The following is a 17,203-nucleotide window of genomic DNA, read 5'->3' as shown; positions in this document are numbered from 1 at the left end:
AAACTGGCCCATACACAGGGATCGCGCAACCAACCGGAGGAGCAAGATGGGCAGCACGAAAGATGATCGACTGCTGGAACGCGGAATCGAGGATTCTCTGGTCACCGATTTCGCTGAGACGCATCGCAAAAGCTATGGCGACTTTCTGCAACTCAAAACCCTGTTGAATCTGCAAAAGACTTTTCAGGATCCTGCTCAGCCCGATGAGATGTTATTCATCATCATCCATCAGGTCAGCGAGCTATGGCTGAAGTTGATGCATCACCAGCTGGTCGAAGTGCGGCGCTTCCTGCAGCAAGACGATTTCGGCCCGGCGATGAAAAATCTCGACCGGATCAAGGCGATCCAGCGGCAGTTGATCACCGCTTGGGAAACGCTGCTGACCATGACGCCCGCCGACTACATGACGTTTCGCGATGCGTTAGGTAGTTCGTCAGGCTTTCAGAGTTACGGTTATCGCCAGATCGAGTTCATATTGGGCAACAAGGATGCTTCGACCCTCAAGGTTCATGAACACGATCCGGAGGTCATGGAGATGCTGAGCGCAGCGCTAACCAAACCGTCCCTTTATGACGAAGTGCTGCACATGCTGGCACGGCAAGGGTTTGACGTACCGCAAGACCTGATCGAACGTGACTATTCACAATCCTATTCCGGCGACCCGCGCGTCGTGAAAATCTGGTGCGAGATTTTCCAGGATACCAGCAAGTATTGGGACCTTTATGCTCTGGCTGAAAAGCTGATGGACGTCGAATCGCTGTTCCAGCGCTGGCGATTCGACCACGCTACGGCAGTCGAACGGGTCATCGGGATGCAACCCGGAACAGGTGGCTCGAGCGGCGTGGCCTTTCTGCGCAAGGCGCTGGAATTGCGCTTCTTCCACGACCTCTACGATATGCGCACCGAGCTGATGTATTCGGGAGACTGAGGCATGCTTTATCGCGGGTACACCCAAGATCAACTTGAACAGGAATACTCCCCCAGCTCGATGATTGGTGGCGATCTGACGCCATATCTGGACAGTTATGTTGCGCTCAGCGCTCAGGCCCGGACACGGATGGATGTGCGCGAAAACCTTGCTTATGGCGACAGTCCGGCGCAGGTTCTGGATTTCTTCCCCTCCTCAGACGCAAACGCACCTTTGCATGTGTTCATTCACGGAGGGTATTGGCAGGCGCTCAGCCAGCGCGAATCCGCCCCGATGGCACCGGTGCTACACGAAAACGGGCAGGCCTTTGCGACCCTGAATTACACACTCGCCCCTGAAGCTAGGTTGGGGCAGATGGTCGAAGAATGTCGCGATGCCTTGCTGTGGCTTGCATCACAGGCCGAGTTATTGGGCTTCGATCCATCAAACATCACCCTGTCAGGTCATAGCGCAGGTGCGCATCTGGTAGCGATGGTCATGGCGACCTCATCCAGCGCGTTGGCGCAGGCGGGTCTAAGAGTGCGTAACGTAATTCTGATCAGTGGCGTTTACGATTTGGAGCCGATTAGCCTGACTTCGGTAAATGATCCATTGCAACTGACTAAGGTCGAGATTCACGATCTTTCCCCTTGCCTCAATCTGCCCGCGCCGGGGCCGCGCTACAGGGTAACGGTTGCTGAAAGAGATACACCAGAATTTGTTCGACAAAGCCGTGACTATGCGGACTTGCTACGAAAAGCAGGACATTCGGTCAGTTTCGACCTTCAACAGGGTAAACATCACTTCGACATCATCATGCCCTCGGGCTCGTTTTTGTCGTCGCGCAGCGAATAACCCCAAAAAGAAAACAGCGGCCCAATTGAGCCGCTGTCTTAAATCTCTCGAGGTAAGCCAGATCAGTCGAGCGTCCGGGTCACTTCTTCGCGTTCGAAGATCTCGATCACGTCGCCTGCGCGGATGTCGTCGTAGTTTTCGAACGCCATACCGCATTCCTGACCCGACTGAACTTCGGTCACTTCGTCCTTGAAACGCTTCAGCGTCTTCAGCGTGCCTTCGTGAATCACCACGTTGTCGCGCAGCAGACGAACACCTGCGGAACGACGCGCCACGCCTTCGGTGACCAGACAGCCGGCTACTTTGCCAACGCCGGTAACCTTGAAGACTTCGCGGATCTCGGCGTAACCGATGAACTTCTCGCGGATCTCGGCGCTCAGCAGGCCGGATGCGGCTGCTTTCACGTCATCCACGAGGTCATAGATCACCGAATAATACCGGATCTCGACGCCTTTCTGGTTCGCGGTGTTTCGCGCTGACGCATTGGCACGAACGTTGAAGCCAAAGATCGGAGCGCCCGAGGCTTCGGCCAGGCCGACATCCGTTTCGGTAATCGCGCCAACGCCCGAGTGCAGAACGCGCACGCGCACTTCCTCATTACCGATCTTCTCCATCGCCTGAACGATGGCTTCGGCAGAACCCTGCACGTCAGCTTTCATCAAGATCGGCAGCTCGGTGACGTTCTCGTCTTCCTTGGCCTTCTGCATCAGCTGCTCAAGGGTGGTCGCGGCACCAGCTGCGGCGCGCTTGTCCTTGGCTGCTTGCTCACGATAGGCAGCAATCTCACGGGCCTGCGCTTCGGTCTCGGTCACGTTCAGAACGTCGCCCGCTTCAGGCGTACCGTTCAGACCAAGAACCTCAACGGGAACCGACGGGCCGGCTTCTTTGACGCGGTCGCCTTTGTCGTTGATCAACGCGCGGACCTTACCATACTGCTCACCCACGACGAAGATATCACCCTGACGCAGAGTGCCGTTCTGAACCAGAACGGTGGCAACGGGACCACGGCCCACATCAAGCTGCGCCTCGATCACGGCACCTTGGGCGGCGCGGTCGGGGTTGGCTTTCAGTTCCAGAATCTCGGCCTGCAGCGCGATGGCTTCCAGCAGTTCATCGAGACCTTGACCGGTGATGGCGGACACTTCGACGTCCTGAACCTCACCTGACATCTTTTCGACGATGACTTCGTGCTGCAGCAGATCGGTCCGCACCTTGTCCGGGTTCGCATCCGGCTTATCGACCTTGTTGATCGCCACGATCATCGGCACTTCGGCCGCCTTGGCGTGGTTGATCGCCTCGATCGTCTGCGGCATCACCGCATCATCGGCAGCCACAACCAGAACCACGATATCTGTGACCTGAGCACCGCGCGACCGCATTGAAGTAAAGGCCGCGTGGCCCGGCGTATCAAGGAAGGTCAGCGTGGTGCCACCATCGGTTTTCACCTGATAGGCGCCGATATGCTGGGTAATGCCACCGGCTTCGCCCGCCACAACGCGCGCGTCACGAATCGCATCCAGCAATGATGTCTTACCATGGTCAACGTGGCCCATGATGGTGATGACCGGCGGACGCGGCTGCAGATCGTCATCGCTGTCTTCGACTTCTTTGATGACGTCTTCAACATCCGAATCAGAGACGCGGGTCACCTTGTGCCCAAACTCCTCGATGATCAGCTCAGCCGTATCAGCGTCGATGGTCTGGTTCTGCGTTACCATCATGCCCATCTGCATCAGCGATTTGACAACGTCAGCCACGCGCTCGGCCATACGGTTGGCCAGTTCCGAGACCATGATCGCCTCGGGCAACTGAACGTCGCGGATCACCTTTTCCCGCTCGACCGGGCCGCCCATGGCTTTCTGGCGCGCACGCTCCTGCTTGCGCTTCATCGCAGCCATTGAACGCTGACGATTACCTTCACCACCGGTGGCCTGACCCAGTGTCAGCTTGCCCGAACGGCGGTTGTCGTCACGGCCTTTGCCGCGGCCACGCTGCTCGCGCTCGCGGTCTTGCTTGCGGGGTGTAGCCGCTGGCGCCGGTTTGTTGGCCGGACCGCGTGCCGTACGCGGTTGTTCTTCGGGCGCGGGTGCCGCGGCAGCGCGCTTGGCGGCTTCTTCCGCCTCTTTGCGCTTACGTTCTTCTTCCTCGGCCTTGGCACGAGCACGCTCTTCAGCCTCACGCTGTTCGCGTTCCTTGGCTTCCTGTTCGGCCCGGCGGCGCGCACGTTCTTCTTCACGAGCCTTCTCTTGTGCCTCGCGCGCAGCGGCCTCTTCAGCCTCGCGCGCTTTGGCAGCTTGCAACGCCTTCATTCGGCGCGCCATTTCCGCATCGGAAATACCCGCCGGACGACGCGAAGGATCACCCGAAGGTGCCGCACCACCACTTGGTTTGGTCGCGCCCGGCTTGGGTACGACCACGCGTTTGCGTTTGGTCTCCACCACGACATTCTTGGTACGTCCGTGGCTGAAACTCTGTTTCACATTTCCGGGGCGTGCCCCGCCACGAAGACCCAATGTCTTTTTGCCGTCACTATCGCTCATTAAGCTTCTTACCCTTCCGAGCGGCCCTTGCCGCCGTCATCCTTTTCGCGCAAGCCACGCAGGCGCTGCGCTTCCTCTACAACACGTTTGGCGAGTCCGCCAGAGGCCATGGCCGCATGAATCACGGTTTGGCGCCCAAATGCCGCCCCAAGCTCATCCGCAGTCAGCCAGCCGATGTATTTTCCAAAGTGCGGCGTGCTGAGTTTCGACTTACCGCGCCCCGATCCGTCCGAGGCTTGAATCAACACCTGGGCCTCTTCCCGGTCCAGCCACGACTTGACCTTTTCATACCCGGCGACCGCATCTCCGGACTTGCGCGCCAAACTGATCAGCTCGATCACCCGGCGCGCCACCTGTTTTTCGACCTCATCTGTTAGATCCTTGGCCGCACTCACCTGCGCCTTGAACCCACGCGAGAACAGTTTCTTACTCACTGCTTTGTCCAGCGCGGCGCGATCCGCCGCCACATAGACCCCGCGCCCCGGCAATTTAGCCGCAACATCGGGAAAGACCTGACCGTCCGGCCCTGCCACAAAGCGGATCAAGCCATATTTAGGCTGAATCTCGCCAGTGGCGATGCACTTGCGTTCAGGGCCTTCCGACCGATCCTTTTGGACGCCACCGCGACCCATGTCAGCCACCCGAGGCCTGAGATCAGGCCTCGACCTCCTCATCGGTTGCTTCGCCGTCTTCTTCGGCCTGCTCCAATTCAGCCGGATCAACCCAGCCCAACATGATGCGCGCCGTCATGACCAAGTCCTGAGCCTCTTCCAGCGTCACGCCGAAAGGTTCCAGAACACCATCATCCTTGATGCGCTCACCATCAACTGTGGTCCAGCCACCGGCCAGTTCCCAGTCGGCACAGGTTGCGAAGTCTTCCAGCGTCTTCACATCGTCCTTGGCCAGCGCCTCTACCATCTGGGGTGTCAGGCCTTCGAATTCAATGAGGCTGTCCTCGGCGCCCAGCGCACGGGCCGCATCCAACGCCGCCTTGGCTTGTGCTTCTAGGAATTCGCGCGCACGGGTCTGCAGTTCTTGCGCGGTGCCTTCGTCAACACCGTCGATGACCAGCAGTTCCTCAATTTCGACATAGGCCACTTCTTCGAGGTTGGTAAATCCTTCCGAAACCAGAAGTTGCGCGAAGAACTCGTCCAAATCCAGCGTTTCCATGAACAGCTGTGTACGGGCTTCGAACTCTTTCTGACGGCGGGCCGATTCTTCGGCTTCGGTCATGATGTCGATGTCCAGGTTGGTCAGCTGGCTGGCCAGACGCACGTTCTGACCGCGGCGACCGATGGCCAGCGAAAGCTGCTCTTCGGGTACAACCACTTCGATCTTACCGGCTTCTTCGTCCAGAACCACCTTAGAAACCTCTGCAGGCTGCAGTGCGTTCACCAAGAAGGTCGGCTGATCTTCGTTCCACGGGATGATGTCGATCTTTTCACCCTGCAGCTCGTTCACAACGGCCTGCACGCGGCTGCCGCGCATACCAACGCAGGCACCCACGGGATCAATCGAGCCGTCATACGAGATCACAGCGATCTTGGCGCGCGAGCCGGGGTCACGGGCCACGGCCTTGACCTCAATGATGCCATCATAGATTTCCGGCACTTCCATCTTGAACAGCTCAGCCATGAATTCCGGCGCGGTGCGCGACAGGAAGATCTGGTGACCACGCACCTCGCGGCGGACTTCCTTGATATAGGCGCGCACACGGTCATTCGGGCGATAGCTTTCGCGGCCGATCTTGTCATTGCGGCGCAGAACGGCTTCGGCACCGCCCAGATCGACGATGACGTTGCCGAATTCCTCGCGCTTGACCGCACCGTTGATGATGGTGCCCGCGCGATCCTTGAATTCTTCGTACTGACGGTCGCGCTCTGCTTCGCGGACCTTCTGCAAGATCACCTGCTTGGCGGACTGTGCCGCGATACGGCCCATCTCAACCGGCGGAACCTCTTCAACGAAGACATCACCGACCTCAGGGTTTTCCATATATTGTTTGGCCTGCTCAACGGTGAACTCAGCCTGATAGTTCTCAAGTTCTTCATCTTCAACCACGGTACGGACGCGGGTAAAGGTCGCCTTACCGGTTTTGCGGTCGATCGACACGCGGATATCCATTTCCGCGCCGTAACGGCTCTTGGCGGCACGTGCGAGCGATTCCTCCATCGCTTCGACAACCAGACCGGGGTCGATCATCTTTTCGCGGGCCACGGCCTCGGCGGTCTGCAGCAGCTCCAGCTGGTTGGCTGAGGTGATTGCCATCAGTTCGTCTCCTCTTCGGACCCTTCGGTCTCTATCTCGTCGAAAGCGTTTTCGTTCAAGGCGCCGGCGTCTTTGCGCTGGCGCAGCATTTCCTTGATCAGTTCATCAGTCAGGACCAGCTTGGCGTCGCTCAGCCAGTCGAATTGCAGACCGATGGTGATCGTCTCGTCCCCTTCGGGGATGTTGATCAGAACCTCATCCCCTTCGATCCCGGCCAGTTCACCCTTAAAGCGTCGGCGGCCGTCGATCAGTTCAGCGGTCTCGATCTTGGCCTCGTATCCTTCGAAAGTCTGGAAATCCTTGAGACGGGTCAGAGGGCGGTCGATGCCGGGGCTGGACACTTCAAGCGTATAGGCATCAAGAATCGGGTCCTCGACGTCAAGCGTGGCACTCACTGCGTTCGAAATCTCGGCGCAGTCATCTACTTCGATGCCGCCATCGGGCTTGTCGGCCATAATCTGCATCGTGGTGGTCTTACCGCTCATCAGGCGGATGCGCACCAGCTCATACCCCAGATCCTCGATCACGGGTGTGATGATCTCGGCCAGTCGCCGGTCAATGGCTGCTTTGGCTATCAGGTCGTTTGTCATTCAGGTTCTCTACCCTGTCATCGGGCACAAAAAAACGGGCGCGCGGCCCGTCGAAATTTCCGGTGGAGCCCCAGACCAGAAGTCCAACGCGCCGCTGTTGTATTTGCATATACGCAGGCTTTTCCGAGTCTGCAACCCCCGGCGAAAATCGTGATCGGATTTAGGCCAGCCACCACCGCTCGGCGATGCGCCCATCGTCCAGCGACCCCTTGCCAATCTGACGCGGCATGCCGACATGCGCGGCCACCGCCAGCGCCATGTCGGTCTTACCTGGATGGTATCTGAGGCCGCGTTGATCCTTTAGCTCATCACCTTCGGGCAGGGCAGCAATATCCACATAGCCATCCCGCAAAGCCTCGGCCCGCACACGCGCATCAGGGATCACAATGATTTCCAACGCATCAGCCCAACCCGCGTGGCCATTTTTGTAGTGGCCCGCCACCTTGCGCCCAAGGAAATGGCGAGAATCCTCGGCCCGTTCTACACGATAGCACCCCGTGCCCGTTGCCGTGTTCAATGGGGTAACTCCCTGCCCGTCACGTGTCACGACAAACCGACTGTCGGCAAGCAAGAAGGGCAAACCAGGATTGGGCGCGGCCAGTTCAAACCTAACGCGATCAGGGGCTAGGGCCTCCGCGCGTCCGATGTCTGAAAATACCGCCGCTACATCGTCTGCATGCATGGCGGATCCATCATGGAATATCGCGTCGTCGCGTAGATCAAAGCTCCATACACGCGCGTGTTCTTCTGCCTGCCAAGCTTTTGCCAGTTCGCCGCGCAAGGTCCCATCTGATGCGACTTCGGTCAGGGTGTCGAACACGGCCCCGCGCGCTAATATTTCCAAACTCTCATCGCGCGGAACCGCAAGCCGCAGCTTGCCACCTGTCTTTGGTGTATCCGCCAGCGACCCGCCCGTCGCCGCCAGCAAGGCGGCGGCAGCACCCGAGGCAAACAATGCACGACGGTCAATCCTGGTCATGCCGTACCCTCCGCCACGCGGTCCATAATCCGGACCAGCTCAACGCTTATACCCGGTTCTGACAAGGCGTGCCCTGCCTGGCGCACCATTTTCAAGTCAACGCCAGGCCATCGCTGCGCCAGGTTCCAGGCCGCTTGCGGTGGACAGATCATATCATACCTTCCCTGCACGATATGGCCGGGAATATGTGCGATACGGTCCATCTGGTCCAGAATCTGGCCATCATACTCGAGAAACGCGCCGTTCCTGAAATAATGATTTTCCAGCCGTGCAAAGGTACGGGCGTATTCCCCGGGGCTTTCCCCAACCGATCCGTTGGTGTGGATTGAGGCCAGAGCGTTCTCCCAATGAGACCAAGCGCGCGCAAAGAGGATCTCGGTCGCACGATCGCCCGAAAAGAGGCGCTTGTGATAGGCATTGATCGCGTCAGACTGTTCGGCCTCGGGCAGCAGGGATGCAAACTTGGCCCACTGTTCCGGCCAAAACTTGCCCGCACCGCCACCATAAAACCAATCGAGCTCGGCCTGTGTCGCCAGAAACACGCCGCGCAACACCAAACGGTTGACCCGATCCGGGTGTGTCTGCGCGTAAATCAAAGCCAGTGTTGCACCCCAGCTGCCGCCAAAGACAATCCAGTCCTCGATACCAAACAGCGTTCGCAACCGTTCGATATCCGCGACCAAATGCCAGGTCGTATTGTCTTCGACCGAGGCCGTGGGCCTTGAACGGCCACAACCGCGCTGATCAAAGAGAATCACCCGGTAGACATCCGGGTCGAAATAGCGCCGCATCGCGGGGCTGCAACCGCCACCCGGCCCACCATGCAGCACCACGACCGGTATCCCATTGGGATTACCGCATTGTTCCACATAAATGCGGTGCCCATCGCCCATATCAACGACGCGCTGATCGAACGGATCGATCGGCGGGTAAAGATATTGAACTGCGCGCTTTTGGTCCGGGTACTTATCCATTACGGCCCTATATAGTCCTTAAGCGTAAAAGAGCACACGGAGACAGGAATGCAAGCGCATCCGAACACGGTCGACCCGTCCGAGATCGCAAAATTCGAGGCGATGGCCGCCGAATGGTGGGACCCACATGGGAAATTCAAACCTTTGCACATGCTGAATCCGTGCCGTCTGGACTATATCACCCAACAGATTGCTGGGGAGTTTGACCGGGATCTTAAGGACCCGCGTCCGTTCGAGGGCCTGCGCCTGCTGGATATCGGATGCGGCGGCGGCTTGCTGAGCGAACCGATGGCGCGCCTTGGGGCTGAAGTGGTCGGAGCCGATGCCGCCGAGGGCAACCTGCCCGTCGCCCGCATCCATGCCGAGCAATCGGGGTTGCAAATCGATTATCGCCACACCACCGCCGAGGATATGGCAGCCGCAGGCGAACAGTTCGACGTGGTGCTGAACATGGAAGTGGTCGAACATGTGGCCGATCCGCTGGGTTTCCTGACCGCCTCGCAGCAGTTGTTGAAACCGGGCGGGCTGCTGATCTGCTCGACCATCAACCGCAACCCGAAATCCTATGCCATGGCGATTTTCGGGGCCGAGGTCGTCATGCGCTGGCTGCCCCGTGGCACGCATGAGTGGAACAAGTTCATCACGCCGGATGAGCTGTTCGACCTGCTGCGTCAGGCCGGACTGGAGCCGGTGGACCGCAAGGGCTTTGTCTTCAACCCGATCCTGTGGAGCTGGTCGATCTCGGACCGGGATTTGAGCGTGAATTATGTGACGGCGAGTGTGAAGGCGGGATAGGATGGGTGTAAACACCATCCAAATGCTGACAAAAATTAACTCTTCAAAAGCTATTTAGATGGAACTTGAGCGCGGCATCGCTCTTTCGCAATTGGGGCGCGATTTACAGGCGAGAGCAGCTTTCAAACGTGCCCATCAATATTCACACGCAGCCCCACAGAGTTGGGTACAAGGCTCATTGATCGTATGAACACCTTTGAAGATATGGGCGCTGTAGATCTTTGAGAGTCGGTTGTCTCGAAAACCAAATAGTTGCGCTCTTCACTCCCCCTCCAACTGCAACCGCAAATCCCGCAGTACCGGCAACGTACTCCGCACCCGCTCCAGCCCCAGCTCTCCGACCACGCGGTTGATCAGCGGGGCAATCGAGGAAATCGCCTGATCGCGCGCGCGGCGGCCGGCTGGGCTGATCGCGACCATTTTGCGGCGGGCGTCGTCCCAGTCGGGGCGTATGTGAATGTATCCAGCCCATTCCAGCTTGGCCAAGGTGTTGGTCATCGCTCCGCGCGTGACGTGGAACGTGTTGGCCAGCTGCGCCGGGCTGCGTTCATCTCCGACAAAGACCAGATGGTTCAGCACCGAGAAATGTGAGATTTCCATGCCCTTGGGAAGCACCCGGCTCAGCCGGTTGCGCAATAGCTGGTCTGCGGTCAGTATTTCGCTGAACAGCGTGACCGCCAGGGCATTTTTCTCGTCCGTCATAAGCCCGGTTCTGGATCAGGGACCTTTGAAAGGCCGTACATGAGTCAATGAGGGCACACGCCGGCGCGCCTCGGACACAGAACTATCATGCAATTCGAAAAAGTGAATGCCCGGATCGGTGCCTGCGTCGATGACGACCTCTCCCCAAGGGGCCACGACCATGCTGTGGCCATGGGTATATCGGGTCTTGCCGCGCGTCTTTGGATGCGCGCCAGTCTGCGCCGGGGCAAGCACCCAGCAGCCGGTTTCAATCGCCCGCGCGCGCAGCAGGGATTCCCAATGTGCAGCACCTGTGACCGGCGAAAACGCTGCCGGGACGGTTAGAATCTGTGCTCCAGCCTGCGCCAGCGCTGCATAAAGATGCGGAAAGCGGATATCATAGCAGATCGTCATACCAACTTTCCCGAAATCTGTATCTGCGATCACGGCATTCTCGCCGGGGCGATAGTTCTTCGATTCGCGGAACGTCTCGGTCTCACTGACCTGCACGTCAAACATGTGGATCTTGTCGTATCGCGCCACGATCTGCCCCTGCGGGTCGATCATGAAGCTACGGTTGGCAAAGCGGCCATCTGCATCGTGGGTTTTGATCCCCAAAGAGCCGATCAGTAGCCAAACACCCAAATCAGCGGCCTGCTTGCGCAGGCCAGCCAGGGTGATGTCATCCTCTTCATGCTGCAGAACTTCGCGCTGCCGAGTAGTGCTGGTCGAGACGCAGTTCGTCACCTCGGGCGTCAGGAGAAAGCGCGCGCCCCGCTCTGCAGCCTCGGCCATCATGGCGCGCACCATGTCCAGATTCTGGACCGGGTCGTCCGACGAAGTGATTTGCAGCAGAGCGGTCTGCATCAGGCCGCGAGCAGGCGATCCAGCTTGCCCTGACGTTCAAGCTCGTAGAGGTCATCGCAACCGCCAACATGAGTTTGGCCGATGAAAATCTGCGGGACAGTGCGTTTCCCACCCGCCCGCTGGATCATCTCGGGTTTGCGTTTGGGATGCATCAGCACGTCGACTTCCGAGAACTTGACGCCTTTCTGCTTCAACAGCCGTTTGGCAGCGTGGCAAAAGCCGCACAGCGGCGAGGTGTAGATTTCTACCGGCTTCATATTCCGTCCCTTTGGGTTTCGCACATTCTTGGGCGAATTAGGCATCCTTGGCAACGCGCGCCAGTACCAACACGAAAATATGATTTGCTCCTGAAGCACGACAGACACTCGCGCAGGCCTCCAGTGTCGCACCCGAGGTCATAACGTCATCGACCAGAAGAATATCGCGGCCCTGTGTCATACGTTCCCGTTTCGGATGTACAGCTATGGCGTCGGCGAGTGCTGCCGCGCGTTCAACCGCTGTTTTGCCATCCAGGAAAGGCGTGCGTCTGGTTCGAACCAAGAGATCAGGGCATACGGCCAGACCCGTTTCCTGGCCCAGATGATGCGCAAGCAATGCAGATTGGTTATATCGCCTGCGGATCATTCGGGACCAATGCAGCGGGACTGGCGCGATCAACATGTTGGGGCGAAACACCTCGGATCCGGCTCGTGCCATCCAGCGGGCAGCCGGGCGCGCCAATTCCGTACGATCCCCATGTTTCAACGCCAGTATCAGCGATTTGGCACCCCCTTGATACATCAGAGCTGCCCGACCGTCCTGCCAAGCGCGTGGTTTTGTGAGGCAGTCGTCGCATTCGATTCTATGCCCATCCCGTGCGCCGGGGACCGGCACGCCGCAACTTTCGCAAACTGCGCCGCCGATAAATGGTGTGTCTCGCCAGCATGGACCGCAGAGGCCAAAGTCGGATTCAGTCAGCGCACCGCATGAAAGGCAACGCGGGGGATAGATCATCTCGACAACGGTTTGAATCCCCCGACGAATGCGATACTTGCGGCTTATGAAACTGCCGTCCGACACTGCACCCTCTCTGTTTGACCGCGCTGCCCTCGCGCTCCACCGCAGCCGCGCGCAGGATGAGGCGCTGTTTCTGCACCGCGCCGCTGTTGACGAGGTGCAGGATCGTCTATCGATGGTTAATAAAACCTTTAAGGCGCCTGTCGTCGTGACCCCGTTCCCACACATCTGGGAAGGATTATGGACCGAGGCCCGGTTCATCCCGGATGATGAGGTTCTGGACCTGACGCCAAGCGCGCATGACCTGGTTATACACGCGATGGCGCTGCATTGGGCAAACGACCCGGTTGGCCAATTAATCCAATGCCATCGTGCGTTGAAGCCCGATGGTTTGCTCTTGGTCGTTTGCTTGGGAGGTGACACCCTTCAGGAATTGCGTGCGGCGCTGGGTCAGGCGGAGATAGAGGTTACGGGCGGTCTAAGCCCGCGTATTGCACCGATGGCAGAATTACGTGATCTGGGCGCGTTGCTGCTACGGGCTGGTTTGGCTTTGCCCGTTGCAGACAAGGCAACGTTATCTGCCGAATATCGCGACCTTAACCATCTGATGCATGATTTGCGCGCTATGGGAGAAACCAATGCGCTGCAAGATCGTCTGAAGCAACCGACCCGGCGGGCTGTTTTCGAGAAAGCGCAGGAAATCTATGCCGCTCATTTCGCAACCTCCCAAGGCCGTTTGAGGGGAACTTACGAACTGGTCTGCCTGACAGGCTGGTCCCCTGATGACAGTCAGCCCAAACCTTTGCGTCCGGGATCGGCCCAAATGCGCCTTGCTGATGCGTTGGGCACGGATGAGGGCAAACTGCCCGATTGACGACCGGCCTTTTCCCGTTATCTCAGGCCAGACACATAAATTCAGGAAGCTTCACATGTTTGATGCCACTCGTCCTACCCACGCGCCCGCAGAGCATCCCAAGGTTAAAACGGGACGTGTCGGTGTCCTGCTGGCCAACTTGGGCACACCTGATGATTATAGCTATTGGCCCATGCGGCGTTATCTGAACGAATTTTTGTCAGACAAGCGCGTGATCGACTACCCGGCCTGGAAATGGCAGCCCATTCTGCAAAGCATCATCCTGACCAAACGCCCCTTCAGTTCGGGCGAAGCGTACAAGTCGATCTGGAATCACGACAAGGGTGAAAGCCCTTTGATGACGATCACCAAGGACCAGACCGCCAAGATACGCGACGCGATGCACGAACAGTACGGCGATCAGGTCATGGTCGAATTCTGCATGCGTTACGGTAATCCTTCGACCCCTTCAAAGGTGCGCCAGATGGTGGAAGAAGGCTGTGATCGCATACTTTTCTTCCCGCTCTACCCGCAATATGCCGGGGCTACGACCGCCACAGCGAACGATCAATTCTTCCGTGCTTTGATGAAAGAAACCTGGCAGCCGGCCAGCCGAACTGTGCCGGCCTATTTCGATGAACCCTCTTACATCGACGCACTGGCAAGTTCGGTCGAGCGTGCCTACGCAGTGATGGAGACCAAACCGGATGTCCTCGTGTGCTCGTATCACGGCATGCCGGAACGCTATCTGCAGCAAGGTGATCCCTACCATTGCCAGTGCGTCAAAACCTCAAGACTTCTGAAAGAGCGTTTGGGTTGGTCAGATGACCAGCTTGTCTCAACCTTCCAATCGCGATTTGGGCCGGAAGAGTGGCTGAAACCCTACACCGTCGATCATGTGGCCGATCTTGCGCGGGCAGGTAAGAAAAATATCGCCGTTATCGCGCCAGCGTTCTCTGCCGACTGCATCGAAACGCTGGAAGAGATCAACGAAGAGATCAAGGAAAGCTTCGAACACGCGGGCGGCGAATCGTTCACCTATATCCCGTGCCTCAACGATGATGATTCGCATATCGCCGCACTGAGCAAGGTGATCCAAGACAATTTGCGCGGCTGGTTGGAATGACGGCCCACTTAACCAAACACAAAAAAAGGCGGTGGTTTGCACCACCGCCTTTTTAAATTGATAAAGTCTCGTCGACTTAGCTTGCTGCAACAGCTGCGGCAACTACAACCAGCAGGATCAGCGGCAGGATGATGCCCTGCGACGAACCTTGGGTTTCTTCGACAACAACAGGTGCTTCAACAACCGGCTCTTCCAGGTTGCCAGCATATGCGGTCGAAGCAGCAGCAGTCAGAGCAGCAGCGAGAACGAGTTTCTTCATATTAACCTCCAGAATTTGCGCGATTCCCAATAGCGAAACCGCACATCTAAGACTTACCTCGTGAGTTTTTCTAATCAGCTATCCCCATGGATTGCAATTGCAACTTACGTAAATGGCAGGTTCGTGCGCGAAAATGTCGTCAAATTAGCAACACTTGCGTACCGACCTTGGCCATTGAGAACAACTCAGCGATATCTTCGTTGAACAAACCAATGCATCCGTTCGAAGACCGACGGCCGATTTTGCGTGTATCATGGGTGCCGTGAATGCGATAATATTTCCAACTCAGATATAAAGCGTGCGTTCCCAATGGGTTATCAGGTCCCGGCGGGATATAATCAGGCCATTCGGGGTTGCGTTTTTTCATCGATGGCGTCGGTGACCAACTTGGACCCTCGACTTTGCGGATGACACTGGTGCGCCCACGACGGGTCAATTCTTCGGTCAATGGCACTGACGAGGGGTACAGTTTGTATACGGATTGATCATCTGACCAATAATGCAGCGCTCGGGATACCGTATCGACCAGAATGGCGCCGTTTCTGGTATTGGAAAAGTAAGGCTGCCAATCCAGCGCCCTGAATCCGGATACATTGCGTCGTACCTGAGGCTCAGGTTCGGGCGCAGGGCGCAACGGATCACCCGGAATGTATTGGGCTAGCGCAGGCGAAGCCAAACTGGCAGTGGCAGCCGCCAGAAAGCCGCGACGCGTCGGAGACAAAAGAGTTTTCTTGACCATGTTGAGCGGTCCTTTGTTATGAGCAAATGCAATTTCTGTGATATTTTATGGCCAGAATGCTTCAGTCGCAAATCAAACCGGCAGAATCACGCAAGGTTGGGCCTTTGTGCGTTTGCTCTGGGCGCTCAGGCAGGCTATTTCCGTGGTTGACACTAAATTCAGGCCGATCATGACACGTATTCTTTCTCTTCTAGCGATTTGTTTAGTCGCACTTGCCGCATGTACCGATTCGGGTACGACAACTCTTGGTGCTGATGGCAGGCCATTGCCGAGCGTCTATAAAATCCGCGGCAACCCAGAAAAGTTGCAGTTCCGGATGCTGGATTCAGTAAACGCACTACGGCAAGCCTCAGGTCTGCAGCAAGTTCAGTTGAACGCACAGCTGAACGCTGCCGCAGAGACTCACTCTAAGGACATGGCCCGCCAAAATCGGCCCTGGCATTTTGGTTCGGATGGGTCTTCCCCCCTGGATCGGGCTTCGCGGGTCGGATATTATGGCACCTTCCTGGGCGAAGCGATCTCGGAGACCTATGAGACCGAGACGGAAACGCTGGCTGCTTGGATGCAGGAACCCGGACCGCGTGCGGTAATAATGGACCCCAAAGCCACACAGATGGGCTTTGCCTGGCACCAGGAAAAAGGCGGTAAAATCTGGTGGACATTGGAGATGGGCACCGGCGGCTGAGTAATCCGGTCACAGGATCGAACGAACCTTTGACTGTCTATCACCCATGCGAAACGAGCACCCTCGCAGACACTTGCGAGGGTGCTGTCATTTCAGAGAGGCCAATTTGGTAAAAAGTGAGCTCAAACGGCCTACTGCAGCGAACTAAAATGTGTGGTGGCGTTGGATAGCAACTTGCATTGGGTTTTAACGCTGCTTACGCGGCATCTGCTAAAGCGTGACATTGTTCACGGTGATATCCATCGTGTTCCTCTAAGCAATCCCAATGCGAATTAAGATACCCAGACAAAACAGAAAATGGATATCGCTGATTTTGTTCGGCGGAATCGCGACATTCCTGATGCTCGGCGGCGAGTTTACAGGTTCGCACGACGCATGTCGCCTAAAGTGCTTTACATTAACAATGCAGGAATGGGTGGATGAAGGACACAAAATCTATGTGATCGCCGGCCTCTACCTAGCCGCCATATTCAGTTTTCTTTGGGATCATCTTTAGTTGGACTGATCAGCCGTGTATTGCCCGCAAAAGGCGGCGCCAAAGATGATTACCTTGCCGTCGTTCAACGGATTCTTCGTTTCTTAGCACCTTACGCCGCTTGCATCGACTGAGCTTCGGTCAGAATAGCATACAGCTTTACCGGATCAGGATTTGCCCGCAACTTCGCGCAGACTGATTGCTCACGCAATGTGCGCGAGACCAGCGCCAGCGCCTTCAGATGCTCAACCCCGGCTTCTTCGGGGGCAAACAGCGAAAACGCCAGATCAACGGGCTGACGGTCGACCGAGCCAAAGTCGATGGGTTTCTCGAGCATGACAAACACACCCGAGACCGATTCCAGTTCCGACAACCGAGCGTGTGGAAGCGCAACACCATGGCCAACGCCAGTCGGGCCAAGGCTCTCCCGCTCAAGCAAGCTTTCAACGATGGCCTGCGCATCCAGCCCAAGCGTCGCAGCGCCTACGTCGCCAATTTCCTGAAACAATCGCTTCTTACTGGACGCAGCGGACAATACACGCACCGCTTCGGGCTTTAGAATACTCGAAAGCTCCATCAATCTGCTCCTAAGCCGTGCCCCCTCTGCGAGGGGG

General features: G+C 57.3%; 19 protein-coding genes. 6 read left to right on the top strand and 13 right to left on the bottom strand.

Going from position 1 to position 17,203, the window contains the following annotated elements; translation table 11 throughout:
* The first annotated feature begins 46 nt into the window (after positions 1-46).
* Together ACR0MQ_RS17995 and ACR0MQ_RS17990 are read left to right on the top strand one after the other, a co-directional pair.
* On the top strand, positions 47-928 hold the full coding sequence (locus ACR0MQ_RS17995) for a tryptophan 2,3-dioxygenase (protein WP_480609927.1): 882 nt from the start codon (positions 47-49) through the stop codon (positions 926-928).
* A 3-nt stretch (positions 929-931) separates the two neighbouring features.
* Positions 932-1,762: an alpha/beta hydrolase gene (locus ACR0MQ_RS17990; RefSeq protein WP_480609925.1), complete on the top strand. Its 831-nt coding sequence runs from the start codon at positions 932-934 to the stop codon at positions 1,760-1,762.
* 62 nt (positions 1,763-1,824) lie between these two features.
* On the opposite strand, the gene infB is transcribed toward ACR0MQ_RS17990, so the two are convergent.
* The 6 genes from infB to pip form a co-directional block, all read right to left on the bottom strand.
* Positions 1,825-4,302, bottom strand: coding sequence for a translation initiation factor IF-2 (infB, locus tag ACR0MQ_RS17985; RefSeq protein ID WP_010442534.1), 2,478 nt, complete (start codon positions 4,300-4,302; stop codon positions 1,825-1,827).
* 8 nt (positions 4,303-4,310) lie between these two features.
* Complete coding sequence (locus ACR0MQ_RS17980) at positions 4,311-4,934, bottom strand: RNA-binding protein (RefSeq protein WP_170473632.1); 624 nt, start codon at positions 4,932-4,934, stop codon at positions 4,311-4,313.
* A 22-nt stretch (positions 4,935-4,956) separates the two neighbouring features.
* Entirely contained in the window at positions 4,957-6,570 is a 1,614-nt protein-coding gene (gene nusA, locus ACR0MQ_RS17975) for a transcription termination factor NusA (protein ID WP_010442532.1), read from the bottom strand.
* Positions 6,570-7,160: a ribosome maturation factor RimP gene (rimP, locus tag ACR0MQ_RS17970; protein WP_170775887.1), complete on the bottom strand. Its 591-nt coding sequence runs from the start codon at positions 7,158-7,160 to the stop codon at positions 6,570-6,572. Before rimP ends, nusA begins: the two co-directional genes overlap by 1 nt.
* A 160-nt stretch (positions 7,161-7,320) precedes the next feature.
* Entirely contained in the window at positions 7,321-8,139 is an 819-nt protein-coding gene (locus ACR0MQ_RS17965; RefSeq protein ID WP_480609922.1) for an ABC transporter substrate-binding protein, read from the bottom strand.
* Entirely contained in the window at positions 8,136-9,113 is a 978-nt protein-coding gene (pip, locus tag ACR0MQ_RS17960) for a prolyl aminopeptidase (protein ID WP_170775883.1), read from the bottom strand. Before pip ends, ACR0MQ_RS17965 begins: the two co-directional genes overlap by 4 nt.
* A 48-nt stretch (positions 9,114-9,161) precedes the next feature.
* On the opposite strand from pip, the gene ubiG reads away from it, so the two are divergent.
* Positions 9,162-9,908 carry a bifunctional 2-polyprenyl-6-hydroxyphenol methylase/3-demethylubiquinol 3-O-methyltransferase UbiG gene (gene ubiG, locus ACR0MQ_RS17955; protein WP_170775881.1) on the top strand — a complete coding sequence of 249 codons (747 nt, stop codon included), beginning with the start codon at positions 9,162-9,164 and terminating at the stop codon, positions 9,906-9,908.
* 261 nt (positions 9,909-10,169) lie between these two features.
* On the opposite strand, the gene ACR0MQ_RS17950 is transcribed toward ubiG, so the two are convergent.
* The 4 genes from ACR0MQ_RS17950 to ACR0MQ_RS17935 are packed head-to-tail and all read right to left on the bottom strand — an operon-like array spanning position 10,170 to position 12,515.
* Positions 10,170-10,610 carry a MarR family winged helix-turn-helix transcriptional regulator gene (locus ACR0MQ_RS17950; RefSeq protein ID WP_010442526.1) on the bottom strand — a complete coding sequence of 147 codons (441 nt, stop codon included), beginning with the start codon at positions 10,608-10,610 and terminating at the stop codon, positions 10,170-10,172.
* 15 nt (positions 10,611-10,625) lie between these two features.
* Positions 10,626-11,456, bottom strand: coding sequence for a carbon-nitrogen hydrolase family protein (locus ACR0MQ_RS17945; protein ID WP_170777146.1), 831 nt, complete (start codon positions 11,454-11,456; stop codon positions 10,626-10,628).
* The gene (gene grxC / locus ACR0MQ_RS17940; protein WP_010442524.1) at positions 11,456-11,713 is read right to left on the bottom strand and encodes a glutaredoxin 3; all 258 of its coding nucleotides are present in this window, start codon (positions 11,711-11,713) and stop codon (positions 11,456-11,458) included. The genes ACR0MQ_RS17945 and grxC overlap by 1 nt, the downstream gene beginning before the upstream one ends.
* 37 nt (positions 11,714-11,750) lie before the next feature.
* Positions 11,751-12,515, bottom strand: coding sequence for a double zinc ribbon domain-containing protein (locus ACR0MQ_RS17935; protein ID WP_480609919.1), 765 nt, complete (start codon positions 12,513-12,515; stop codon positions 11,751-11,753).
* Here ACR0MQ_RS17935 and ACR0MQ_RS17930 point away from each other — a divergent pair.
* Together ACR0MQ_RS17930 and hemH are read left to right on the top strand one after the other, a co-directional pair.
* Entirely contained in the window at positions 12,496-13,326 is an 831-nt protein-coding gene (locus ACR0MQ_RS17930) for a methyltransferase domain-containing protein (protein ID WP_170775877.1), read from the top strand. The two genes, ACR0MQ_RS17935 and ACR0MQ_RS17930, sit on opposite strands and share 20 nt — an antisense overlap.
* Before the next feature lie 55 nt (positions 13,327-13,381).
* Positions 13,382-14,431 carry a ferrochelatase gene (gene hemH / locus ACR0MQ_RS17925; RefSeq protein WP_170775875.1) on the top strand — a complete coding sequence of 350 codons (1,050 nt, stop codon included), beginning with the start codon at positions 13,382-13,384 and terminating at the stop codon, positions 14,429-14,431.
* Positions 14,432-14,507: 76 nt separating this feature from the next.
* On the opposite strand, the gene ACR0MQ_RS17920 is transcribed toward hemH, so the two are convergent.
* Complete coding sequence (locus ACR0MQ_RS17920; RefSeq protein ID WP_010442520.1) at positions 14,508-14,690, bottom strand: hypothetical protein; 183 nt, start codon at positions 14,688-14,690, stop codon at positions 14,508-14,510.
* Positions 14,691-14,829: 139 nt separating this feature from the next.
* Positions 14,830-15,429: a L,D-transpeptidase gene (locus ACR0MQ_RS17915; protein ID WP_010442519.1), complete on the bottom strand. Its 600-nt coding sequence runs from the start codon at positions 15,427-15,429 to the stop codon at positions 14,830-14,832.
* A 169-nt stretch (positions 15,430-15,598) separates the two neighbouring features.
* Here ACR0MQ_RS17915 and dalA point away from each other — a divergent pair, with 169 nt between their 5' ends.
* On the top strand, positions 15,599-16,114 hold the full coding sequence (gene dalA, locus ACR0MQ_RS17910; RefSeq protein ID WP_170473605.1) for a divisome-associated lipoprotein DalA: 516 nt from the start codon (positions 15,599-15,601) through the stop codon (positions 16,112-16,114).
* Positions 16,115-16,701: 587 nt separating this feature from the next.
* Here dalA and ACR0MQ_RS17905 read toward each other — a convergent pair.
* Positions 16,702-17,166, bottom strand: coding sequence for a PTS sugar transporter subunit IIA (locus ACR0MQ_RS17905; RefSeq protein ID WP_170473601.1), 465 nt, complete (start codon positions 17,164-17,166; stop codon positions 16,702-16,704).
* Positions 17,167-17,203 lie beyond the last annotated feature (37 nt).

The organism is Ruegeria sp. AN6, from assembly GCF_056540425.1.
The sequence above is the reverse complement of the archived record's forward strand: the minus strand, read 5'-3'. Positions and strand labels throughout refer to the sequence as shown.